This is a genomic window from Natranaeroarchaeum sulfidigenes (assembly GCF_017094485.1).
Lineage (GTDB): Archaea > Halobacteriota > Halobacteria > Halobacteriales > Natronoarchaeaceae > Natranaeroarchaeum > Natranaeroarchaeum sulfidigenes.
This window is the reverse complement of sequence record NZ_CP064786.1, coordinates 1,280,509-1,303,586: the sequence shown is the minus strand read 5'-3', so window position 1 is coordinate 1,303,586 and position 23,078 is coordinate 1,280,509. Positions and strand designations below refer to the sequence as shown.

General features: G+C 60.7%; 26 protein-coding genes. 7 read left to right on the top strand and 19 right to left on the bottom strand.

Features of this window, described 5'->3' with window-relative positions:
• Positions 1-45 precede the first annotated feature (45 nt).
• Positions 46-312, bottom strand: a complete 267-nt coding sequence (locus AArcS_RS06950; protein WP_238479758.1) for a hypothetical protein — start codon at positions 310-312, stop codon at positions 46-48.
• A 100-nt stretch (positions 313-412) separates the two neighbouring features.
• Here AArcS_RS06950 and AArcS_RS06945 point away from each other — a divergent pair, with 100 nt between their 5' ends.
• Entirely contained in the window at positions 413-766 is a 354-nt protein-coding gene (locus tag AArcS_RS06945) for a CXXC motif containing zinc binding protein (RefSeq protein ID WP_238479757.1), read from the top strand.
• Positions 767-834: 68 nt separating this feature from the next.
• On the opposite strand, the gene AArcS_RS06940 is transcribed toward AArcS_RS06945, so the two are convergent.
• Positions 835-1,119 (bottom strand): DNA-directed RNA polymerase subunit L, encoded by a 285-nt coding sequence (locus AArcS_RS06940; protein ID WP_238479756.1) that lies wholly within the window; start codon positions 1,117-1,119, stop codon positions 835-837.
• Between the two features lie 279 nt (positions 1,120-1,398).
• On the opposite strand from AArcS_RS06940, the gene AArcS_RS06935 reads away from it, so the two are divergent.
• The 3 genes from AArcS_RS06935 to AArcS_RS06925 all read left to right on the top strand — a co-directional run bounded on the left by AArcS_RS06935 (position 1,399) and on the right by AArcS_RS06925 (position 3,987).
• Complete coding sequence (locus tag AArcS_RS06935; protein ID WP_238479755.1) at positions 1,399-2,820, top strand: cryptochrome/photolyase family protein; 1,422 nt, start codon at positions 1,399-1,401, stop codon at positions 2,818-2,820.
• 98 nt (positions 2,821-2,918) lie between these two features.
• Complete coding sequence (sod, locus tag AArcS_RS06930; protein ID WP_238479754.1) at positions 2,919-3,530, top strand: superoxide dismutase [Mn]; 612 nt, start codon at positions 2,919-2,921, stop codon at positions 3,528-3,530.
• A 160-nt stretch (positions 3,531-3,690) separates the two neighbouring features.
• Entirely contained in the window at positions 3,691-3,987 is a 297-nt protein-coding gene (locus AArcS_RS06925) for a PadR family transcriptional regulator (protein ID WP_238479753.1), read from the top strand.
• Positions 3,988-4,009: 22 nt separating this feature from the next.
• Here the strand turns inward: AArcS_RS06925 and tpiA are convergent, their stop codons facing one another.
• The 5 genes from tpiA to hisC form a co-directional block, all read right to left on the bottom strand.
• Positions 4,010-4,654 (bottom strand): triose-phosphate isomerase, encoded by a 645-nt coding sequence (tpiA, locus tag AArcS_RS06920; protein ID WP_238479752.1) that lies wholly within the window; start codon positions 4,652-4,654, stop codon positions 4,010-4,012.
• Between the two features lie 62 nt (positions 4,655-4,716).
• Positions 4,717-5,253 carry a multiprotein bridging factor aMBF1 gene (locus AArcS_RS06915; protein ID WP_238479751.1) on the bottom strand — a complete coding sequence of 179 codons (537 nt, stop codon included), beginning with the start codon at positions 5,251-5,253 and terminating at the stop codon, positions 4,717-4,719.
• Between the two features lie 44 nt (positions 5,254-5,297).
• Entirely contained in the window at positions 5,298-5,906 is a 609-nt protein-coding gene (locus tag AArcS_RS06910; RefSeq protein ID WP_238479750.1) for a CDP-alcohol phosphatidyltransferase family protein, read from the bottom strand.
• Positions 5,903-6,409, bottom strand: a complete 507-nt coding sequence (locus tag AArcS_RS06905; protein ID WP_238479749.1) for an adenylate kinase family protein — start codon at positions 6,407-6,409, stop codon at positions 5,903-5,905. Before AArcS_RS06905 ends, AArcS_RS06910 begins: the two co-directional genes overlap by 4 nt.
• A complete protein-coding gene (gene hisC, locus AArcS_RS06900; RefSeq protein WP_238479748.1) occupies positions 6,406-7,479 on the bottom strand; it encodes a histidinol-phosphate transaminase in 1,074 nt (357 codons plus the stop codon). The genes AArcS_RS06905 and hisC overlap by 4 nt, the downstream gene beginning before the upstream one ends.
• 106 nt (positions 7,480-7,585) lie before the next feature.
• Here hisC and AArcS_RS06895 point away from each other — a divergent pair, with 106 nt between their 5' ends.
• Positions 7,586-8,191 carry a DUF7504 family protein gene (locus AArcS_RS06895; RefSeq protein WP_238479747.1) on the top strand — a complete coding sequence of 202 codons (606 nt, stop codon included), beginning with the start codon at positions 7,586-7,588 and terminating at the stop codon, positions 8,189-8,191.
• On the opposite strand, the gene AArcS_RS06890 is transcribed toward AArcS_RS06895, so the two are convergent.
• Positions 8,188-9,615: a hypothetical protein gene (locus tag AArcS_RS06890; protein ID WP_238479746.1), complete on the bottom strand. Its 1,428-nt coding sequence runs from the start codon at positions 9,613-9,615 to the stop codon at positions 8,188-8,190. The genes AArcS_RS06895 and AArcS_RS06890 overlap by 4 nt on opposite strands.
• A 120-nt stretch (positions 9,616-9,735) precedes the next feature.
• Between AArcS_RS06890 and AArcS_RS06885 the strand changes: the two genes are divergently transcribed.
• Entirely contained in the window at positions 9,736-10,245 is a 510-nt protein-coding gene (locus AArcS_RS06885; protein WP_238479745.1) for a macro domain-containing protein, read from the top strand.
• Here the strand turns inward: AArcS_RS06885 and AArcS_RS06880 are convergent.
• The 6 genes from AArcS_RS06880 to AArcS_RS06855 form a co-directional block, all read right to left on the bottom strand.
• The gene (locus AArcS_RS06880; protein ID WP_238479744.1) at positions 10,242-11,315 is read right to left on the bottom strand and encodes an ABC transporter permease; all 1,074 of its coding nucleotides are present in this window, start codon (positions 11,313-11,315) and stop codon (positions 10,242-10,244) included. The two genes, AArcS_RS06885 and AArcS_RS06880, sit on opposite strands and share 4 nt — an antisense overlap.
• Positions 11,305-13,170, bottom strand: a complete 1,866-nt coding sequence (locus AArcS_RS06875; protein WP_238479743.1) for a PrsW family intramembrane metalloprotease — start codon at positions 13,168-13,170, stop codon at positions 11,305-11,307. Before AArcS_RS06875 ends, AArcS_RS06880 begins: the two co-directional genes overlap by 11 nt.
• Positions 13,167-14,039 carry an ABC transporter ATP-binding protein gene (locus AArcS_RS06870; RefSeq protein ID WP_238479742.1) on the bottom strand — a complete coding sequence of 291 codons (873 nt, stop codon included), beginning with the start codon at positions 14,037-14,039 and terminating at the stop codon, positions 13,167-13,169. The genes AArcS_RS06875 and AArcS_RS06870 overlap by 4 nt, the downstream gene beginning before the upstream one ends.
• 70 nt (positions 14,040-14,109) lie before the next feature.
• A complete protein-coding gene (locus AArcS_RS06865) occupies positions 14,110-14,538 on the bottom strand; it encodes a DoxX family protein (RefSeq protein WP_375139651.1) in 429 nt (142 codons plus the stop codon).
• 224 nt (positions 14,539-14,762) lie between these two features.
• On the bottom strand, positions 14,763-15,005 hold the full coding sequence (locus tag AArcS_RS06860; RefSeq protein WP_238479740.1) for a DUF8015 family protein: 243 nt from the start codon (positions 15,003-15,005) through the stop codon (positions 14,763-14,765).
• Between the two features lie 204 nt (positions 15,006-15,209).
• The gene (locus tag AArcS_RS06855) at positions 15,210-16,205 is read right to left on the bottom strand and encodes a tyrosine--tRNA ligase (protein WP_238479739.1); all 996 of its coding nucleotides are present in this window, start codon (positions 16,203-16,205) and stop codon (positions 15,210-15,212) included.
• Positions 16,206-16,306: 101 nt separating this feature from the next.
• On the opposite strand from AArcS_RS06855, the gene AArcS_RS06850 reads away from it, so the two are divergent.
• Entirely contained in the window at positions 16,307-17,236 is a 930-nt protein-coding gene (locus AArcS_RS06850) for a biotin--[acetyl-CoA-carboxylase] ligase (protein ID WP_238479738.1), read from the top strand.
• A 5-nt stretch (positions 17,237-17,241) separates the two neighbouring features.
• On the opposite strand, the gene AArcS_RS06845 is transcribed toward AArcS_RS06850, so the two are convergent.
• The 5 genes from AArcS_RS06845 to psmB all read right to left on the bottom strand — a co-directional run bounded on the left by AArcS_RS06845 (position 17,242) and on the right by psmB (position 23,002).
• Positions 17,242-17,712 carry a universal stress protein gene (locus AArcS_RS06845; RefSeq protein ID WP_238479737.1) on the bottom strand — a complete coding sequence of 157 codons (471 nt, stop codon included), beginning with the start codon at positions 17,710-17,712 and terminating at the stop codon, positions 17,242-17,244.
• A 284-nt stretch (positions 17,713-17,996) separates the two neighbouring features.
• Complete coding sequence (locus AArcS_RS06840; RefSeq protein WP_238479736.1) at positions 17,997-19,739, bottom strand: right-handed parallel beta-helix repeat-containing protein; 1,743 nt, start codon at positions 19,737-19,739, stop codon at positions 17,997-17,999.
• Positions 19,740-19,902: 163 nt separating this feature from the next.
• Positions 19,903-20,916, bottom strand: coding sequence for an amidohydrolase family protein (locus AArcS_RS06835; protein WP_238479735.1), 1,014 nt, complete (start codon positions 20,914-20,916; stop codon positions 19,903-19,905).
• 70 nt (positions 20,917-20,986) lie between these two features.
• Positions 20,987-22,222 (bottom strand): HD domain-containing protein, encoded by a 1,236-nt coding sequence (locus AArcS_RS06830; protein WP_238479734.1) that lies wholly within the window; start codon positions 22,220-22,222, stop codon positions 20,987-20,989.
• A 45-nt stretch (positions 22,223-22,267) separates the two neighbouring features.
• A complete protein-coding gene (gene psmB, locus AArcS_RS06825; protein ID WP_238479733.1) occupies positions 22,268-23,002 on the bottom strand; it encodes an archaeal proteasome endopeptidase complex subunit beta in 735 nt (244 codons plus the stop codon).
• Between the last annotated feature and the right edge of the window lie 76 nt (positions 23,003-23,078).

Here is a 23,078-nt window from a genome sequence, read left to right as displayed (position 1 = left end):
GTGACTTCAAGAAGTGATGCTTCACTCAGGCCCGCGAACCGACCATCACACTGGTGATACTGTCACTGCCCACAGGGCAAGCAGGGCTGCCCCGACCGCCGTGGCGACCACCCACAAGTCCTCCGGAACTGACTCGGCCGGCTTTCCCAGTACGAGCGTGTAGGCCGAATATAGTACCATGCCGAGGCCCCCGAGTGACATCAGCACGGATCCGGGACCGACGATCTCGCCGGTTAGATTGACGCCGCCGACGAACGCGAAGACGGCCCCGGCGAGACTCAGCGAGCCGTAGAAGATCAACGGTTTGAGCACGTGAACTGAATACGGAATGCGTGACTAAAGAGGTCCCGAAGTTCGGCGCGAGACGACCGCTTTCACTACCCTTATGTATCGGATTTCCCAAGACTGGGTGATGGTGTATCGGTGTGCGCGCTGTGGGAAGCCCCATCCACGCGATGATCCGCCCTGTACTGACTGTGGACACGACTCGTTCGAGGAGTATGACGATACGACGTCAGGAACAGTCGATACGGGCGGAAACCTGGTCTGGCAGTGTCAGGACTGTGGCCGCGAGCACGTCAAACACTCTCCGCCGTGTAGTCGGTGTGGGAGTCAGGACCTGCGGAAGGTTGAGCCGGACTACACCGAACTGGACCGTACGCTCGAACAGCGGACGGAGTGGGGTGCGATCGCCCGGCCCTACCTCCCATTGATGGGCGTCATCGCCGCGGCCGGACTCGTGTTGATTATCCTGATCGTACTGTGAGTCACGGCCTGTCGTCGGCTGTAACCGGTCGAACAGATGGTTTGAAAAAATCGTAGTTGATCGTCCGATCAGGCCGCCGTATCGAACGCCTCGCGGAAGGCACTTGCCTTCTCACGAACTCGTCCTGCACCAGCTTCCAGTGCGTCGAGCGGTTCCGTCGTGTCGTCGGTCTTGATTGCGAGGATCGGTTCGGTCTGTCCACCTGACTGCTCGGGGTTCATGTCGTACGTTGCCGTAGTGACGCCTTCGGTCTCCAGTAGCGCACCCTTCAGGACGTTCATGAACGTGTGGTCCTCCCCGCCAATCTCGATCGAGAGCTCCTCTTCGGTGTTCTCGATGACCCGTAGTTCCATATCGACTGATTTGCCCGTGGCGCGTTTGTAGCTTTCGATAGCGAGCCTTTCGCCGTGGATAGCGGCTACCTTTCGCCCAGTGTAATCGACACCGCACGACGATCAATTTGATATATCAATAAATGATTTATTTGACTTCTTCTGGACGCGCATGGGGATGTCGAAATGTCAGTACGCTATCGACAACTCCGTGAGGGAGACTAACTCCAACAGACAGGGTCACGCAGATTGCAACTGTCGGGAACGAGGGTTTATTCGCGTCCAGTCGTCAAGGTCGGTATGAACGTCCACTGGCACCGGCGCGATCTCAGGGCGGCGGACAACAGTGCACTCGCTAACGCCGCCAGTTTCGGACCGGTACTCCCCGTCTTTGTCTTCGACCGACAGATACTCCAGCACGGCTCATCCGTGCGGGTCGCCTACATGCTGGACGCGCTGTCCTCGCTGGGGAAGTGGTACCACGAACACGGGAGCACCCTCCTCGTCACCCGTGGTGATCCCCGGGAGGTATTGCCCGCACTTGCCGAGGCGATCGACGCCGAAAATGTCCTCTGGAACAAGGATTACTCCGGGCTCGCGCGAGAACGCGACGCCGATGTCCGGCAGGCTCTCGCCGAACAGGGCGTCCGGCGCGCGAGCTATCACGACGAGATCTGTCACGAGCCCGGGTCAATCACGACCAACGACGGTGACCCATACTCGGTGTTTACCTACTTCGGCCGGAAGTGGCAGGATCGAGAGAAAGAAGAGCCCCACGACGCACCGGACGCCGACAAACTTGTCGACCCGACAGGCCTTTCCGTCCCCGATCGCTGGTCGAGCACCCTTCCCACGCTCGACGATCTGGGCTTCGACGAGCCGGACGCGACACTGCAGCCTGCTAGCACGGACGCCGCCCGCGAGCGTCTCGAATCCTTCTGCGCCGAGGATATCTACCGGTACGACGACAGGCGGGACTACCCGGCAGACGGCTGTACGTCACAGCTCTCGGCGGACCTGAAGTGGGGAACGATCGGTATTCGGGAGGTCCACGCCGCAACTGTCGAGGCCGCTGAGCGCGCCGACACCGAGGACGAACGCGAGTCCGTTGAGGAGTTTCAGTCCCAACTAGCGTGGCGCGAATTCTACACGCACGTCCTCTTTTTTAACCCCGAAGTGGTCACGGAGAACTACAAGGAGTACGAGAACTCGATCGAGTGGCGCGAGGAGCCGGAGCACCTGTCGGCGTGGAAGACCGGGGAAACCGGCTATCCGATCGTCGACGCAGGGATGCGGCAGTTGTTGTCGGAGGGCTACATGCACAACCGTGTACGGATGATCGTCGCCTCGTTTCTCACCAAGGACCTCATGCTGGACTGGCGTGAGGGCTACGACTGGTTCCGGGAGCGACTTGCCGATCACGACACGGCAAACGACAACGGGGGCTGGCAGTGGGCAGCCTCGACGGGAACCGACTCACAGCCGTACTTCCGGATATTTAACCCGATGACACAGGGCGAACGCTACGATCCCGACGCGGAGTACATCAAACGCTACGTTCCCGAACTCGCAGATGTCGAACCGGAACAGATCCACTCCTGGCATGAACTCTCGGAGACGCAGCGACGGCGCCTTGCTCCCGAGTACCACGCCCCCATCGTCGATCACAGCGAGCGTCGCGAAGCGGCGATCGAGATGTTCGAGGCGGCGCGCGGAGAGTGAGATCCGGCACCAGAATTGCCCCGCGTGCGGTGTGTGAACTACTGTCTTCTAAACGTTTAACAGTCATCGAACCGATATTGGAGATGGAGGAGATACATATGCCAGAACAATCCGATCCCGAACTGCCGCCGCTCCCGTACGACTACGATGCGCTCGAACCGCACATCTCCGAGCAAGTGCTGACGTGGCACCACGACACCCACCATCAGGGCTACGTGAACGGCCTCGCCAGTGCCGAGGAGACCCTCGCCGAGAACCGCGAAAGTGGAGACTTCGGTAGCTCCGCGGGCGCGCTCGGTAACGTTACTCACAACGGCTGTGGACACTATCTCCACACGCTGTTCTGGGAGAACATGGATCCCAACGGTGGCGGCGAACCCGAGGGCGACCTGCTCGACCGTATCGAGGAGGACTTCGGTTCTTATGAAGGCTGGAAGGGCGAGTTCGAGGCCGCTGCGAGCGCCGCAGGAGGCTGGGCACTGCTCGTGTACGACCCTGTTGCCAAGCAACTGCGTAACGTCGCGGTCGACAAACACGACCAGGGCGCTCTCTGGGGCGCACACCCGATCCTCGCACTCGACGTCTGGGAGCACTCTTACTACTACGACTACGGACCGGCACGCGGTGACTTCATCAGCGCGTTCTTCGAGGTCGTCGACTGGGACAAGGCAAGCGAAGAGTACGCGAAGTGCCTCGATCACTTCGAGTAGTGTAGTCGTCGAGCGTACACGATTTTTTGTTGTCACTTGGCTAGCCTCACTACTGACGTGAAAACGAACGGCCCAGAAGCCAGTCGTATTGGCGTCGAAGTAGGTTCGGTACCCCTGTACGTTTATCTGTCTGATAGTTGGATAACTGCTTGGGGGAACAATGCACGATCTAACGGGGTTCCAGCGGGACCTACTGTACGTGATCGCCGGGCGAGACGATCCACATGGGCTCGCGATCAAGGAAGAACTCGAAGACTACTACGAGAGCGAGATACATCACGGTCGACTCTATCCCAACCTCGACGCACTCGTCGACAAAGGACTGGTAGAGAAGGGGGAGCTCGATCGGCGAACGAACTATTACGCACTCACACAACGGGGAGACCGCGAGCTAGAGGCTCGCCGAGAGTGGGAGAGTAGCTATATCGACACCGAAGAAACCGAGATCTCGTTGTAGTCGACAGCAGTGGTACTATCGATTACAGCGGATCGACCAGGTCTTCGAGCGCTGCCTGGGGGTCGTCGGCTTTCGCGACGCCGCTTGCAAGCAGTACGCCGTCCGCACCGAGTTCTTCTGCAGCGACGACGTCATCACCGGTACTGATCCCCGCACCACAGTAGACATCGACTGACTCGTCGACTGCGGCAGCGGCGTCGACTGCGTCCCGGACGATATCGGGATCCGCCTGGCTGACAGGCGTTCCGGTGCCGATCAGCTCCGGCGGTTCGACCGCGACGGCGTCCGGACCGAGTGCGGCCGCGGCAGCGACCTGATCAGGATTGTTCGCACAGACGACGGTATCGAAGTCGACACGCTCGGCTGCATCGAGCGAGCCGTCGATATCGGCGAGTTTGAGGCGGTTCTCGGAGTGATTGAGCAAAGTTCCGGTGGCACCAGCCTCGGCAGCGGCTTCGGCAAGGGTGCTACCAGTGTGGCTACCGTGCTCGTTCGGGCTGACGTGTTGTGCCCACGTCTCGACACCGGTTCCGGCGACGGTCTCGATGGCCGCGGCCTGGGGTGCGATGGCGACGTCCGCGTCCGAGGACTCGCTGACCTCGTGGGCGGCAGTTGCTACTTCGACTGGATCACACGGATACGCCTTGAGGTTGACAAGGACGAACATATCTGCAACAGCGGTCGCCGGAGACAAATAGGTTGCGAGAACTCCCACTCAGCGGGAAGCGATCAGTCCTTTCGCTTGACGACGTCGCCGAGTGTGTATTCGCCGGAGGAGGAGCCACCACTCCACTCCTCGTCGTCCGCGGCCACGCTACCGGACAGCGAGATATCGAGGAACTTCTCCAGCTTCGACTGGACATCGTCGCTCGGGAGCGTGTCACCACGCTCAAGCTTGCGGATCAGGCTCGCTTTCTCGTTGAGTTCGTTCGCGAGATCTGACTGGCTGAGATCCTTGTTTTCCCGTGCAGAGCGGATCCGTTCGTCGTAGTCGGTGACGATCTCGTCCATATCGTCGAACATGTCCGAGCGCGAGCGTGACCGTCCGGAACCACCCGAGCCACTCGTGCCGGACGATCCGGTCGACCCACCGGAGCTGCTCGAACTCGATCCTGTCGAATACTTCGTGGACGAACTGGAGGACTGCTGGGTCTTTATTTCGGTCCCGAAGTCAGCACAGTCATTGCAGACGTCGAGTTCAGCTCCCTCGATCTTGACGGTCTTTGGCGACGACACCGAGGCGCCGCACATTTCACACTGCACCATATACTTCCCTTTCGCCGCCGGCGTTGATAAAAGGTACGCCGTCGTCAATCGAGCGCGTTCCAGGCACCCCAGAAGCGCTGGAGTGCAGTAACGTGGCCGACGACCGCAAAGAGCACGAGCAACCAGCCGATCGGGCCGACCCCGGCGATGGTCGGCTGAACGAACGCGGCGATTCCAGTGACGATACCGATGATCGCCAGTCGGTCAGCCCGGCCGAGCACTCCCGCGTAGACACGATCCAGTCCGACTGCCTGTGCCTGTGTCCCGAGATATGAGGTCATCAGGACGCCCGTGACGGCTGCGAAGCCGAGCACGTAGCTCCCGATTCCGGCGGCGAGCCCTGCGATAATGACGATATCTGCGTACCTGTCCAGTACGTGATCGAGAAGATCGCCCGCCTTCGAATCGACGTTCTGTTCGCGCGCGACGGCGCCATCAAGCAGATCCAGCGCACCGTTGAGTCCGACGAGAACGGCCCCCGCGAGATACAGTATCGCCATTTCACCGGCGACGTAGTACACCCCACCCGCAGCGACCGCGGCGAGGAACGCGAGGACGCTGATCGCGTCCGGCGACACGCCGATTCGAGTCGATAGCGCAACGAACGGTTCGAGCGCACGATCCGCGACCGATCTGAATTGATCCAGTGTCATAGATAGTCGATGTACGAAACTTCGCCAGCACTCGGTTCGCGCTCTCCGTTGACGACCGCCTGAATCTCCAGGACGACGTCTTCGGGGGTGCGTTCTGTTGCTTCGATCTCGTAGACAGACTCGACGCCGTGGGCATCGACGGCTTCCGAGAGGATCACGTCGAGCGCCTCGCTTTCGGCGTTCTCGGCCGCCGACGCTTCACCCTCGCCCCGCTCGATCAGGCGCCCTTCGAGCACGTCCGGACGACAGCGCAGGACGACCACACGGTCCGCGTCGAGATGGTGAGCCAGATGTGAGTCGATCACGATATCATCTCGGTCACCGAGCCATTCGGTGACAGCATCGAGGTCAGCGACAACGCTATCGCGGTCCTCGTCGACACGCTCGTACAGGTCTTCCTCTCGAATCGCCTCGTTAAGATGAACCACGTCAAGGTCGGTCTCCAACAGATCGGTAGCGGTTGTTTTACCCGTACCGGGCGTTCCGGTGACTGCGACTCTCACTCCGCGAGCACCTCGTTGATCGCTTCAACCGCGCGTTTCGTCTCTGCTTCCGTCCCACAGGTCACCCTGATACAGTCGGCAAGGCCGAAGCTCGTACAGTCACGGACGATGACGCCACGCTCCTGTAGTCGGTCCGCCACAGTGGTCGCGTCGCCGACCTGAATCAGGACGAAGTTACCATGACTCTCCCACGTCGGCGCGTCGACGTGCTCGTAAATGTATTCTCTAGCCCATTCGACCGTCGAAACCGTCCGTTCGACGTGCTCGTCGTCGTCGAGCGCTGCCAGCCCGGCGCGACAGGAAAGCTCGCCCGCCGCGAACGGGGTGTTCACCCGCGCGTAGGCGTCGGCCCACTCGCTCGGCGTGATCGCATAGCCCAGCCGGAGTCCAGCCAGCCCATAGGCCTTCGAGAACGTCCGGATGACTGCGACGTCGTCCCGTTCCCGGACGAGTCCGACAGCCGAGTCGACGTCGGCGAACTCGCCGTAGGCCTCGTCAACGACGACCAGCGTCTCCTCGTCGGTTTCCTCGGCGATCCGTTCGACATCCTCGAGCGGGCAGACCGTCCCGGTCGGGTTGTGCGGGCTGGTCAGATAGACGATCCGCTCGCCGTCGTACGCTGAGAGTACCGTTTCCGCCCTCTGTGTGAACCCGTCACCCTGATCGAGGCTGTACTCATGTATCTCTCCGTGATGATAGCGCGCGCTCATCGCGTAGTAGGCAAAGCCCGGCTGTGGGACGAGTACTTTTTCGCCGGGACGGAGGATGGCTCGCGAGAGATAATCGAGCGATCCATCACCCCCTGCGGACAGCCATATCTGGTCCGGCTCGACGTTCCAGTCGGTCGCAAGCCGCTCCGTCAGATCCGTGTGTGATGTCTTCGGATAGCTACTCACCGACCCGGCGTGGGCCTCGATCGCATCGACGGCAGCCGGACTCGGGCCGAACGCGTTCTCGTTCGACGCGAGTTTAATCAGCTCCGTCGGCTCCATCCCGAGCTCGCGAGCGACTTCTTCGATGCCCCGGCCCGCTACGTACTCCGTGTGGGCCGACAGATCCCGTGGTTGCATACTCGCTACCAGTTTCCCGTGGTTATTAAGCGTGCTCAAGCACGCTCAGGTTTTGATCAGCCCGCGGCGCAACGTTTATTAGACATTGATTTCAAACCCGAAACGGATGCAACTCGGCCGGGGTGACGGTGTTCCGGACAGCACGACGTTCTCCCAGGAGCTCGCCGAACTCAAACAGAACGGCTGTAACCTCCTGCTCGTTGGCGACGGCTCCGTCCACAGCAGTGTGTGTCGTCATCTTCTCGGTGACGATCGGCGGCGGCTGTTCGTATTCACGGAGGGCAAGCGAGTCTGTGCATGTGATCCAGAGACTCTCGACGGGGGTGACGGGCGGACGGTCCGGGTCGACGATGAGGAGCGATCACTCACCGAGATCGGTAGCGAAGTTGTCACCGAGATTGACCTGTTAGCGAGTCGTGTCGACGGTCTCTCTCCCGGCGAGCTTCGACTCTGCTTCGACTCGCTGGGTCCGCTGTTCGTCGAGCACGACCCCGAACAGCTGTTTCGGCTCCTCCACCTTGTCAGTGCCTCGGTGCGGCGTTCAGACGGGATCGGTCACTACCACCTCCGGGTGGACCGCAAGAGCGATCACGTCAATCTGATCGAACCGCTGTTCGACGTGCTGGTCGAAGTTCGTCGGAACGATGGCATCGCAGAACAGCGCTGGCACTTGCTCGGAAAAGACGTTTCAAGCGACTGGCTACCACTCTAGCGAGTGGCAAGCTCGTCGTCACTCACCCAGTTGAACCCGCCGGAAGCGTCGTCACTGTCTCCGGCGGTGTCGGACGCACTGTCGTTGCCATCGGACGCACCATCCGAGCTCTCGGTTTCGTTCTCCTCACGGTTCGTTCCGGTATCCGTGGTAGTTTCACGGTCAGCCTCCGAAGACTCGCCGATCAGTTCGTCAACTAACGATTCGTTCGGCGTCTCGTCGTCGTCCGAGGGTACGGGGGTCGATCGGTTGCCGGATACCGATACCAACGAGCCACCGGAACCTGCTGCGGCAACGGCCGCAGACCCGTCACCCGGACCGGCCGGGGCGGCGGCGTCATCGTCGGTAAGCGCTTCGCGTTCGATCTGCTCGAACAGTTCGTCAAGACCGCTAGGCTCCGACTCCTCGCTGGTCGCTGCTGGTGTGCCGAGAGCGACCGGTTCATCGACTGAACTCCGGTCGTTCGCCTCCTGAGTAACGGGTTCGAGCGAAACCTCCGAAAGGTCGCCAAACACCTGTTTGAGGTCGCCATCGGAGGCTTCTACCTCAGCCAGCGTGTGCCCGGTATCCTCCCCGCCCGCCTGTGCGGCGAGATCGTCAGGGGAGCCGCCGAACACCGCATCGGGATCCGCGTCGGCGTCAGGGTGGGGTGTCGGGGCGACGGCAGGACCGGTCGTCCGCGCGAGCAGTTCGTCCGTCGCGTCCGGTCGCTTGCGTCGATCGACCGTACTCCGATTCCGACCTGTTCCCGCCGTCGTTTCCCCGACGTGGGGTTTGACTGCCGTTGCCTCACCGCTCTCGAAGGCATCGAGCTGGTCCTCGCGCAGGAGCGGAACACCAGCGAACTCGATACGATCGCCGTACTTCGCCCGGAGCCGATCAAGTCGGGCGTTCTCGATCATGAGGACGCGCCAGCGTCGGTCGATCGGACGCATCAACACGAACGTCAGATCAGTGTTCGAGAGCAGCTGGCGTTCGATCGCCGCGAGCAGCGCCGGGAAGTTGTCGTCTTCGAGTGGTGTCTCCGGGTACTCGAAGGTGATCCGGTGTCCCGTCCCGGAGGCATCTTCGAGAACGACCTCGAAGCTCGATTGGCCGTTTCCATGTGTCGCATCGCGGAAGGTGACCGAACAGCCGTATGGCTCGAACACCTCGTTCAGGTGGACCTCCGGCGCGTAGTTCCAGTAACTGCCGGTAACGTTCATGCCCCGTCTCGATTGGGTCAGGACGTCGACCAGTCGGCGAGCCAGCGCCCTCGGGTCGTCCCCGTCGAGACGCTCCTGTACGAACGCCAGCAGTGGTCCCTCGGCTACCGCGTCGCTCTCGCCCGCGTGTAGCGACCGAATATCGTCGTCCGGAAGTCCGATGTCACGGAGGATATCGAGGTATTCGGCGTACGGCTCCGGAGGAAGATCCACGGTCATGATGCGGGGTTTGGTCTCAGTGTTTACTACTTATTGAAGCCATATCTATGTTTTCATGGTGTGTGCTGAATTGGCACGATTACCGGTACAATGAGGGAGCCGGAAACCAGAGGTGTCAGTATGAACTTCGAGACTGTTCAGGGCGATATCGCTGCACAGTCCGCGGACGTGCTGGTCAACGCGGCAGGAACGAGCCTCCGGATGGGAAGCGGTGTTGCCGGTGCGATCAAACGTCGGGCGGGCCCGGAGATCAACGAGGAAGCGATGTCGGAGGGGCCGATCGATCTGGGTGATGTCGCGGTGACAGACGCCTACGCCCTCGACGCGGAGTACGTCATCCACGCGGCGGCAATGCCTCACTATGGCGATGGACAGGCGACAGCGGACAGCATCCGCTCTGCAACACGAAGCTCGCTGGAAACCGCGGACGAGCTCGGCTGTCGCTCTCTCGTGCTCCCGGCGCTTGGCTGTGGCGTCGCTGGCTTCGATCTCGAAACGGGGGCGGAACTCATCGGTGAAACGATCGACGCGTACGAACCGAACACGCTCTCAGAGGTGCGGTTTATCGCGTATGGCGATGAGGAGTACGCCATTATCGAAGCCGCGACCGAGCAGTTTGACGACGGCTAGTCCGAACTGACGATTCGCTCGACGTCAAGCCGTGAGACGGCGAGCTGCAGTACGAACAGGCACAGGACGCCCAGAAGGGCATAGCCTGCTACCGCGATCCACGTCGATATTGCCGGGCTGCCGATCGCCAGCTTTGCGATCGTATTGAGGGGGTGTTCGGGCAGCAGCGCCGTCACCATCGCGATGGCGAGGATGCCAAAGGAGTAGAGGAACTGTGCCTGCCGCCGATCGGTCGTCACGAGCGCGAGGCCGATCCCCATGGAAACTACCGCGAGGGCGAGGGCACCGACGATCGTGAGCAACGCCGGGACGTTCTCGATCGGCGTTCCGTTCACCCGCAATAGTACAAGCCACAATGCGGCCTGTGCAGGAGCTAGCAGCGCCGCTGTCAGTAGCTTTCCGTCGATGATCTCTCCCATCTCGATAGGGGCGACCGCGAGCAACTCGAACGTACCACGCTCCAGTTCCTCGCTGATCGTATCGACAGCGAGGCTACCGCTGATAAACACCGGAAGCAAGAGCAGCAACGGCACGAGAACGGTGTAGGTGAACCCGTAATACGGCGCTGGATCAGGGTTGTCGGGTCCCGTGAGCGGCTGGTTATCCAGATACGCACCACGCTGGTTCCGCTCGAACGCCTCGTACTGGAGTAATACGTCCTGAAGGCTCGTCACGACGACGGTCGATTCAATCCCATCGGGCGGAACGGTCGTCTCCACCTGTATCCGACCGTCTCCGCTTCCCTCCGCAACCAGGACGGCGTCGATTGCGCCAGCCTGATACGCGCTTTGTGCGCCCTCGGGATCGTCGAACGTTACCGTCTCGACGTTTTCTTGGTCGCTCGCGACGCTGGCGAGGTCGTGTCGGTGTTCCCCGGAGACGCCAACCGATACCTCACCCCCTGCGCTCGCCGGATCGTACAGCGAAACCAGCCCGACCACGAGGAACGACGAGAACGCTGCGATCACGAGCTGGATCAGCAGGGCGAGGACGATCGTCTTCTCGCTTTTGAGCGTCGAGAGTTCTCGGAGCGAGATGCGGATCCGTGGACGTCCACCCTTACTGGACATGGAAGATCACCACGTAGTTGTACAGCGTGTGGATCGAGATAGCGAGGACGAGCATCGCCATGTAGTGAACTCGGTCGCGTCGCGCACCGATCGTGGAGACGACTGCGGTGAGGACATGCAGCGCAAGCGGCAGGAAAAAGAGCCCGACCGCGAGTACTGGAGAGACGGCCTCGGTCGTCGGGAACGCGGCCGCACCCAGTTCTAGCTGTGTGATCCCGACGATCTGGGCGACGTGTGTCACTTTCTCGGCGAGGAAAAAGCCCAGCCCGCTCGCCGCACCGACGGCGACCGCGGTGCGGATTGAGCGGTCGAACCGGTTGTGTGCGTAGCCTGCGTAGATGTGCAGGCTCTTTGCAAGCTCCTCGGTACAGGAGATCCACAGGAGCAAGACGGGAAGCGCAAACGCCTCCGGCAGTGCAAACAGAATCGTCACAGCGAGTAACTGGGCGACGAATACAACGGGGATCATGAGCGCGCTGATCGCCGCGACGCTTTTCAGCCCGGCGACGTAGTTCGCCAGGGCATCCAGCACTTTCAGGTGAATTGAGCGCTGTGAGAACATGTCTTCCTCGCGGTAGACGCCAGCCCCGAGTCCGAACAGGAGCACGCTCAGGAGGTAGAACGCACCGGTAGAGAACGTGTACTGCAGCGCCGAGACGGCCTCGCCCTGTAGATCCCAGACGACCAGCGTCAACGGCGATATCAGTGCGATCGGTGTTATTTCGGTGAAGATCGCCGGGACGAACACGTACGAGGTCAGCAAGACGCTGATCGTCACCGTCACGAACGTCAACTCCTTGAAGGAACGGGCGAACATCGCGCCGACGAAGGTCGAAGCGAGGAATAACAGGGCGATCGGAACGACGGCAGCGATAGAGACTGGACCGCCCTCGATCGCGAGGGCGATGGCGACCGAGACAACGACCAGTGCGGCGAGATACGGTAACGTCTTTCCGACGATCACGTCGCCACGGCTCACCGGCGCGACGAGCAACAGTTCGCCGCGGCGGTTAATCCGCTCGTTCATGATCGAACTACCGTAGAGCTGGATGACGAAGTTCATCGGAATAATAAACAGAAATGCAAGCACCAGCGAGCCGAAAGGGAAGGGTGGAGAGATTCCAGCAGGTGTATCCACGACACCATCTCCGGCGATAGCGTCGCTGATCCAGTTTCCAGTATCCGAGCTATCGCCGGGCGCAGGATCGTCGTCGCTGTCGGCAGTGTCGTCCCCATCCCCGGCTTCGTCACCGTCGACCCTGCCGTCGTCTGTGTCACCGTTCTCCGGGTCCCGTTCTTGCCCGTCGTCTGTCCCGGTATCGCCATCACTCTCGGTTTCTTCGGCATCATCCGGAGTCGTGTCGGCCGGGTCCTCGTCGATAACCGTCCCACCGGTTCCGCCAGCCTCGTACCGGAGGTCGACGAGCACCGGGAACGCGGCAGTCTGGTTGCTCTCGGCCGACATCGTCCGGAAGTTGTAGCCGTCGATCGCCGCCTCGAACTCGCCCATCGCGGCGTCGCCTTTCTGTGTTTCCGCCTGTGATAACTCGTAGCCGCCTGGTCCGTATGGCTCCAGCATGATCTCGGCATCGCCGCGCTCTATCAGGTCGTCTTCAGGGGAGACGGGTTTGAGCGCGGAATGCTCGTCAACGGCGTCGTAGTAACTGCTGTCTTGCGGAATGCCAACCCGATAAATATCATCGTCAAAGGCGACGCTCCCGCCAAACACTGCGAGACCGCCACCGAAGACGAGTATCAGTCCGAAAATGCCGAGGATCGCCGTTCGTTTGTCGACCGATCCGACCGAACGACTCAGTTCCCAGCGGGCCACCCGGAGCGTTTTTCGCGGCTTCACGCCTCTGCCTCCCCGGCGATATCGAGGAAGATATCTTCGAGGCTCGGGGTCTCCGTCTGAATGTCGACCACCGACCCGCCTGCGGCGATCGCCCGCTCCCGAATATCTTCGACTGCTTCCATATCCTCGGCTTCACGGACGAACCGCCCGTTCTTCTGGGCACTATCGGGCACTTCGACATCTGTATACACCGTGTAGGAGGACGTTCCATGGCGCTCACGGATCCCCTCGATGGTGCCTCTGGCGATAATCTCGCCGCGGTTCATCACGACGAGTCGGTCACAGATGCTCTCGACGTGAAAGAGGTTGTGCGCGCTGAACACGACGGTACGGCCCTCCTCGCTCAGTTCGCGGGTGAACTCGATAATGTAGTTGGTCGTCAGCGGGTCGAGTCCGCTGGCCGGTTCGTCGAATATCAGGACGTCGGGATCGTTAACCAGTGCGCGGGCGATGGCGACCTTCCGCTTCATCCCCTTCGACATGTCACCGATCGACCGGTTTCGGTGTTCGAGATCGAGCCGGTCGAGCGTTTCCGTGATCCGCTCAGTTGCAACATCCTTTGGCACGTCATAAAGGTCGGCAAAAAAGTTGAGATACGATATCGCCGTCATGTCTTCATAGAGCGGCGACTCCTCGGGGAGAAAGCCGAGGTTCTGGCGCATCTCGGTCTCGCCAGCCTGGACGCCAGCGACGGTGGCGGTGCCAGCAGTTGGCTCGATCAAGCCGGCGAGCATCTTCAGCGTCGTCGTCTTTCCCGCTCCGTTCGGGCCGACGATACCGAACACCTCGCCCGAGTCGACCTCGAACGTGCTGTCCTCGACCGCGACAAATCCACTGTACTCCTTGCGGAGATTCTCGACCTCGATCACACTACTCGGGTGCAGGCACCGGGGGAATAAAAGGATTATCTGGAACGTAGATGGCAACAACCGTGCCGACTCAGAGACCGATACCGAGCGAGTAGGCCCAGTCAGCACCGCCCAACACAAGCAAGACGAGCGCACCACCGAGCAGTGCAACGTTTTTCAGGAACTGCGTCATCTCCTGTTGCTGTTGATCCTCTGGAGCCGCCCAGAAATCATGCATCATCGGCGTCGTGACGAGTAGGAACACTGCCAGCGCGCCAGCAGCGATGATCGGAAAGACGCCAAGTGCGACACCCAGTCCGCCGAACACCAACATTCCGCCACTGAAGGCGACGCTCAGCCTCGGAGCCGGTATTCCCTTCATCTCGGCGTAGCCGCTCATCGCATCGAGATCGAGAAAGTGGTTCAGGCCCGTAAAGGCCAGCACAGCACCGAAGAGGACGCGACCGATCAGAAACGCCACGTCCGCACCCGGTGTGTCAACGAGAAGCGGAAGAGTCATCGTCATCTGTCTGCCTCCACGAGACTGCTGGTAGGGGAGTGTTCATCACCGACCGCGGTCTGTAGTATCATTACGTTATCTGGTTACGATACGAACTATATTATACGTTTGGCGACAGTTCGGATACCAGGTAACCGTTGCGATATCACGTGATCGTTCGGGGCACATACACTGCTGGCGGTGTGCTCTGACAGGAGAAAACGCGCTGTATCGACGGCGTCAAACTACTGCGACATCGGCGGGTTCCAGAACACGCCGTCGATCACCGCGGCTGCGCCGATCAACGCTGCTCCGAACAGCGCCAGGTTTAGCGGGATCGACCCGAGCGATCCGAACAGGGCGGCCAGCAGGAAGACGGCAGGTATCAGAATGAGGACGACATCGTACCTCGATAGTGACCAGTCGTGGGTCGTCTGCTGGTTCCGTGCCAACTCTCCTCGGATCGGGTCTGACGTGCTCTGACTCATTTGGATCACCGATACAGTAGTATATCGTTTTTCATCCTACTAAAATCCTTTTTCAGACCTGTTACAAATTAACTGCTAAAGGACCGGATACGTCCCCTGGCGTATCCACATAAGTTATGGAGATAATATGACTCGTCCCGTAACGGCTAGAACACACAGGAGCATCGAGAAGGAGTTGATTAAGCCAGTGAGAAGAATACCGGGTTACGCGCGGAGCTCTTCGAGTCGATCACGTCCCGGTGCGATCAGCTCGTCGAGATACGACGCAAGGGTTCCTTTCGCATCAGCCGGGTGGAGTTCCCCGCTCTCCAGGTCCTCCGCGAGGTCTTCGTAGTCGTCGTACGTGATATCACCGCCGTACTGGTCCGGACGCTCGACGACTACTGTCGCAAAGCGTGGGAAGACGTGATACTGGAACAACTCCAGAACGGGATTCTCTCGCTCGGTGCCATCCTCGGCGGGTTCGGGATCTCTGGTTGGCGGACAGAACGCCGAGTTTACCTTCTCTTCAAGCTCCTCGGCCGTGTCCTCCATCGAGATGGTGACGCCCTCACTGGAGGACATCTTCCCCTCACCAGTCGTTAGGTCAGCGATGATCGGTGTGTGCAGGGCGGGCCGAACGTCGTAGTCAAGGCTCGGGAGCTCCTCCCGGGCGAGCATGTGGACTTTCCGCTGGTCCAGTCCACCGACCGCGAGGTCGACGTCGAGATACTCGATATCGAGCGCCTGCATCAGCGGGTAGACGACGTGAGATACCTTCGCCGTCTCTCCACCCTGAATCTCTGCCATCGCGCGCTGGGCGCGGTTCAGCGAGGTCTCCAGTTCTATCTGGTGGACGTCGAGGACGTATTCCTCGTCCATCTGGTACGAAGAGCCGTAGACGAACTCGGTCTGGTTCTCATCGAGTCCATATGCGAGGAACTGTTCGCGCATCTGTTCGGCCGTCTCGCGGATCTCCTCAAACGTGCCTTTCCCGTTCAGGTAGGCGTGGACATCCGCAAGCAGGACGACGATATCGAACCCAGCATCCTGCAGATCGATTAACTTGTTCGCCGTCAGCAGGTGGCCGAGGTGGAGCACGCCGGATGGCTCGTAACCGACGTATGCCCGTTTTTCATCGGGGTCGTCGGCCAGCGCCTCCACTTCCTCCTCGGTCACGACCTCCTCGGCGTTGCGAGTGATCAGGTCGTACGTATCCATACCACCACTCTGTCGGGGCAGGAATTTAGGACTTCCCAACTTGAGTAGAGGGTCGGCGACGCGACAGAACCAACTTTACCCCATGCCACAAACAGACTGATATGAACGATACACGACGCGCCGTCCTCGAAGCGATCGATGGGCAGGGTGTCTCGGGTGCTGACCTCGCAAAGCGCCTCGATGTTACCCGAGCCGCGGTCTGGAAACACGTCGAGGCGCTGCGGGAGGAAGGATTCCTCATCGAGAGTGACAACGGCTACCGGCTCGTATCAGTGCCGGAGTTCGGAGCCAGCGCCGTCGAATACGGGCTGGATGCGCCGTTCGAGATTGAATATCACGATACGATAGGCAGTACGAACGATCGCGCACGCGAGGCAGCAAGCGCGGGCGCAGAGAACCTTGTCGTCCTCGCCGACGAGCAGACCGGCAGTCGAGGACGACTCGACCGCGAGTGGAGCGCCCCGAGCGGTGGCATCTGGGTGAGTCCCGTGCTCCGACCCGATATCCCTCCGGCCCATGCTCCGCTGGTGACGCTCGCCGCCGCGGTGGCGACCACAACTGCCGCCAGAGAAGCGGGCGTTGACGCCCGAATCAAGTGGCCAAACGACGTGCTGGTGCCGACAGCGGATGGTGACAGAAAGCTCGCCGGGATTCTCACCGAGATGGAGGGCGAAGCCGATCGCATCTCGTGGGTCGTTCCCGGAATCGGGATCAACGCCAACATCGATGTGGCCGAACTACCGGCGGGCGCAACGAGTCTCCGCGACCAGGTCGGTGACGTCGACCGCCGCGTGTTCACCCAGCGGGTGCTGGAGGCACTCGACGAACTCCTCTCTGAGGAGGACGCGATCCTCGAACGATGGCGCGAGAACGCGCTGACACTGGGACAGCGCGTCCGCGTCGAGACGGCGAGCGGTATCGTCGAGGGGGAAGCCATCGATATCGAGCGGCCCGGTACCCTGCTTGTCGACACCGGGTCGGAGACGGTTCGCGTCCACGCGGGCGATTGTGAACACCTCCGACCGGCCTGAGTCCATCAGACATCGCGATCCGGTTCGCCGTCCGGATCGGCGGTCGATGCCCGCCGCACTGTCAGTACTGGCCGATCCGACGTTCTGATTACACCCTCGGTCACACTTCCCATCAACAGTCTGTCGATTCCCCCTCGTCCGTGGGTCCCCATGACGATCAGATCGCAGTCGTGGCCCTCGGCGTACTCGACGATTGCGCGCCGCGGCGAGCCGTCGATCAGTCGCGTCTCGACGGGAACCGTCGACCTGGCAGCCAGTTCTTCGACCAGTTCCAGTGCTTCCTCGCCCTCCTCACGTAGCACGTCACTGATCCCATCCCAGGACGCCTCCATTGGGAGCCCCGCAAACGTCGCGGAGTTCACGACGTAGATGGCATGCACCGTCGCGTCGTGGATCGTCGCGAGTTCGATGGCGTGCTCGACGGCCCGGCCGACGCCGGTCGAACCGTCTGTCGGGACCAGTATCCGATCGTACATCGTGTGATACGGTACCGACCCACGTCGTATAACTGTTGCCCGCTACAGGATCGGTTATTGTATCGATCTGGCTCTGTTGACACCGTCAGCAGGTGAGCGATTCCATCTACTTGCTGAATGCAGGCCATCTTTTTTCTGCTCGGATATCCTCGGTCGCTCCGCTCGCTGCGGGTACCACTCGTGGCTAACTGGGGACGTGCAAAAAGAATTCCCCTGGTTTACAGAACATCGAGGAGAAAGCCCACGACTTCAGTCGTGTGGAGGATGTCAATGTGGGTGCGGTTTCAAAGATTACTGCCCGAGATGTTTGCCTCGGCCTCGTCGATGTCGCGCAGGTTGAGACCATCTCGATCGTTATCAGCGGCGCTGCAGTTTTCTATACTAATCGATTCCCCACCGATATCGAAACCGTAGGCAGCGTGATTGTTCGAGTCACAATCCGTGATCTCAACGGTGTCACTACCGCTACTACCGGCAGTGACGATACCACTCCCGGCCGTATTCGTTTCGGCGAACACGGATTCGATCTGAATGGATTGATCACGGACGGCATCAGCTTCGATACTCAGGTTGTCCCCGTAGTTCTGTGTAAGCGAGGCATCCGAGATCGTTACGGACTCACCGTCGACGACTTCGACCCCGCGACCCCATGGACTGTAGGAACTCCCACCTTCTGCCCCAGTCACACTGATATCTTCCAGCACTACCTCTCCGTCGGCGGTGCTCTCGATACCGATACCGGGGGAGCCGCCCCCGACAACCCCGTTTACATCGACCTCTTCAACTGTGACAGTATCGCCGACGATCTCGATACCCCGAACGGTATCTTCCGTCCGAATACGCTCAAGGACGATCGAGTTCGTACCGCCCGCATCGTCGACCTGAATGGCGCTGGATAGACCGTTCGAGACGAGCTGAGCATCGGTAATCGAGACGGATCGATCCCGTCCGTCCTCTGTCTCAACGTGGATCACGTTACCGTACGCTCGTGTGATCTCGATGTCTACCATCTCTACCTCTCCGCCATCGATGACAGTAAGACCTCTCCCGGCTTTGTCGTTCGAACTGCTTGCCTCTATATCTGTCACCTCAATGTCGTTCACGGTAACGTGGCCGTCAGGTGAACTCTCGAGCAGTATCGCAGAACGATGGGTGACCCCGAGCGAGTGATCCGACACGAGGGCGTCTTCGAGCGTGATGGTGTCCCCAACAACTTCGATCCCACCGGTCCCGTCACGGATTTCGACGTGCTCGAGGCTCCGCTCACTGTCACCGCTGGCCTCTTCGATGACGATTCCGCGCTCGTTCCCAGTCGCGATTACGTCCCGAATCTCGGCAGTTTGATCGCGGGCGTCACCGCCGTGGATTCTGACGCCCCGGTCGTTCGCCGTTGCCTGCACGTCAGAGATTGTCACGCTTTCGCCGCCCTGTACGTCGACACCGTTCCCACCACAGTCTTCGACGGTCACGCTCTCGACCGTAACTGTACCACTACGGGACGCAACGAGGCTCGCTCCAGCTCCGTCGATCTCTCCGAACGCACTGTCCTGAAGCACAATCTCGTCCGCTTCGACGACAACACCTTCCACACAGTCTGCGATCTGTACGTCACTGACCGATATCGACGAAGCGGACTCGATGGTCGCGATCGCCGCGTCCGCGTAGCCGACAATCTCCACACCCGCCACTGAAACATCCGAGGCATCCACCTCGATACCGACCGCATCATCATCACTGTCTTCTGGTTCGATGTTCGCACCCTCCAGTACTACGTCCCCCGTTGCAGTGAGAGAGAGATCGGTTTCGATCCGAACGAACTCCTCGTACGTTCCCTCCGGAATCTCGATAGTATCTCCCGACTGGGCGCTGTCGACTGCCGATTGAATGGTGTCGTCGACGGTGATCGTCTCACTGTCACCGGTACCGTCGCCATCATCGTCATCACTGGATCCGTTTTCAGTAGAGGGATCCTCATCGTCTGAGCCAAGACACCCAGCAGCCACGACGCTGCCACCGATACCGACCATACCGAGAAATTGTCGTCTGTTCTGATAACTCATAACCTCTATCAAATCTGGCACGGTATTAAACTTCTCGATGCCTCTGTAGGATGGGTGAGTGATCTGTGTGTGGCCACTGTTCGGTCAGGGTCGGGTCGATCACCGAGAAACGAACCGGATACTCGCGTACTCAGAGAACGAGTCGCTTCACGTCGCCCTGGCCAGCCCGTCGCACCACTGCCCGTACGACATCCTGCGCCCCCGCGAGGTTGTCCGAGTCCCCGTCGAGCACGAGTAGTTTGGCCGGGCGGCCTTCTTCGACGACCCCACGGTCGAGTCCGGCGATCTTCGCGCCGTTCAGCGTGGCCATCCGAAGTACTTCCCGCGCGGGGAGATCGAATAGCTTCGCCGTGAACGCCATCTCTCGGAACATCGACGGGCTGTTCGTCATCACGTTGTCCGTCCCGAGTGCAAGGGAGGTCCGCGCTGCAAGCTCTTCGATCGGTGGTCGTCCCACGTCAGTGACGACATTTGACCGGGGACAGACGACGATCGGCACCTCGCTGTCGTCGATCCGTTCGAGGTGGACCGGCTCGGGATGAACCATGTGGACGACGAAGTCCGGATCAAGGTCGAGCGCGGCGTTGATGTCGCTCTCGTCAACCTCGCCAGCGTGGATACCGAAGAGCTTCCCCGCCTCGGCGGTCGCCGTTCGCTCCCGGTCGAAGTCGGCATCGTTCGCACCACTCGCACCGAACCCGTCGGCGATTTCCATCGCGTCGACGGTTTCTCGCCCGAGGATTACCGGTTCAAGGTCGACGTTCCCCGCAGCGTCCCGGAGCATCTCGACACCCTCGACTCCCCCTTCCCGAAACTCGATCGTCGTTCCTGTGCCGGTCGACTGCATGAACTGCAGGGATCGGCGCATCCCGTCGACAAGGTCGTCGCGCGACGCCGCTCCGAGAAGGCGGTGTTTCAACCCATCGGGCGGCGCAACGAGTTCTTCGAGTGAGAGACCACCGCCCGCCTCCTTTGCGATCGAATCGCCCAGATGGGTGTGGGCGTTGACAAAGGCCGGGAGCACGATGGCGTCGCTGGTCGTTTCGGTTTCCTCGATGGAGACGATCTCCCCGTCGTCGATCACTACGCGGCCCTCCACGGGCTCGAAAGAGGGCCCACGCAGTATCGTCCCCTCCAGATGCATGAATAGGTCTATTCGGCTACCACTCATTTGCCTGTCGCTCGGGGAGGACAACGTTCACGAGACACGACGTTCAGTTCGGTCCACAGTCGAACTCGTCGAGCGTCGCGTAATGCGTCCCCCGTACCTCCGATACAAGGGCCCCCTCGATATCGAGTCCGAGGACGGACGCAGCAGCGTGACCAACCTGCTCCGTCCGGCCGTTCGGCGCGTACACGCCCAGTCGCCACTGGGACTGCTGTGCCGCTCGCAGCGCCTCGACGAGCGGCGATTGTTCGTCGAGCCGTCTGACTTCGCTCCCGACGACGACCCGGGTCGTCGATTCCGTCATCGTCGGTCGGCCAGGAACGTCGATGATGACGTGGGCGGGCCGAACGTCCGCCTTCGCGGCGATTTCGTCCTCCAGTCCCCGGACCGTCTCGTGGTCTGCATCGATGATCTTATCGGGGACGTCCCGAAGCTCTGCCCAGACGGCGCGTTTGAACAGATCACGTTCGTCGAGTGCGTTGGCGTATCCCTCGGTCGCCTCGTGAGTCCGCAACGCGACGAGCAGGTCGCTGTCGTCCATCCGGCGAACCGTCGCTGCGGGGATCGATTCCTCGTCGATCAGCCGCTCGGTTCCGCGACGGAGCAACGATTTGCTGATTCTGGCGACGTGATGACTGTATACGGTAGGGTTCATCAGTGCGCGCGCGATCAGCAGGCTCTCTGCAGCCTGAACGTTACCCTCCTGTAATACGAGCTGTCCGTTCTCGAACGTCAGCTCGCGGACGAGTCGGCCGTGATCGATCGTGCCGTACGGGACGCCGGTGTGGTGGGCGTCCCGGACGAGATAATCCATCCGGTCGACGTCGAGCTCTCCCGATACCAGTTGGCCGTACTGACCATCGCCTGCGATCAGGTCGGCGATTGTCTCCGGGTCGAGATCGTGTGATCGTAGCACGTCACCCACCGGGTTCTCCTCCAGTAGATCGGCGACATCGTCGTGGTACTGACCCGTATGTCGATGGATCACCGCTTCGACGTTGTGACTGAACGGGCTATGACCGACGTCGTGTAGCAGTGCCGCGGCCCGGACCCGTTCGGCCTGCTGGCCGTGAATCCCGAGCCCATCGAGCGCCTGACAGGCGAGGTGGTAGACGCCGAGGCTGTGCTCGAATCGGGTGTGGTTCGCCGACGGGTAGACGTACGAAACCGTTCCCAGCTGTCTAATGCGTCGGAGACGCTGGACTGCAGGTGTATCGAGTAGAGCCGCTGCAACGCCCTCGATCTCTATGTGATCGTGGACGCTGTCCTTGATCGTCGCCATGCTCCCGCGTTCGGCGCCGTCCTACAAAAAGTGTCGTACGGTGGGCTAGAGCAGTTCGTCGAAGTCCTTGTGACCCTGGATCTCGACGTCTTCCTCGGTCACTTCGGCGATGAAGACACCGTTACCGCTGCCGGTGTCGCGTTCGGTGGCGCTCTGAATTGCGCGAGCGGCGACCTCCTTGGCTTCCTCGTTGCTCATACCTTCCTCGTAGTGCTGTTCAAGGGTACCGTAGGCGACCTGCATCCCGCTCCCGGTGACCGTATAATCGTCGCGGATGACGCCGCCCGCCGGGTCCAGACTGTAGACGTGGGATCCCTCGTCGTCGACGCCAGCGAGGATCGGTCGGATGGCGAAGAAGGGACCGCCACGGGCGAAGTTCCCTGCGAGCGTCGAGAGCGCCTTCATGCTCATCTTCTCGCCGCGGCGAGTCTCGTAGAGGCTGGCCTCGACGCGCAGGTACTTGATGAAGGACTGTGCGCCACCGACGGAGCCGACGAGCGTCAGGACGGCGTTCGGGTGGATCTGTTCGACCTTCTGGACGTCCTTGCTGGAAACGAATCGGCCGCCGAGACTTGCGCGCATGTCGGTCGCGACGACAACCCCTTCGTCAGTCGTCAGGCCGACAGTCGTCGTCCCGGTCTTGTTGACGTTTTCGAGTTCGGACTCGGAGATCTGTGGGTCTGGAAGCGAGCCAATTGACGGGCCGAGTGGGTCCGAACTGGCGTTGTCGAGGCGGTCCTGATTACGCGAGAACTGGGAGTTATCCATGGGAGTTCGCATTGAGTGTCCGTAGAACCCGGCCACATATAAATAACCGAGTTTGCGGTAGCTGAGGTAGACTACGCGTGTGGCCGTC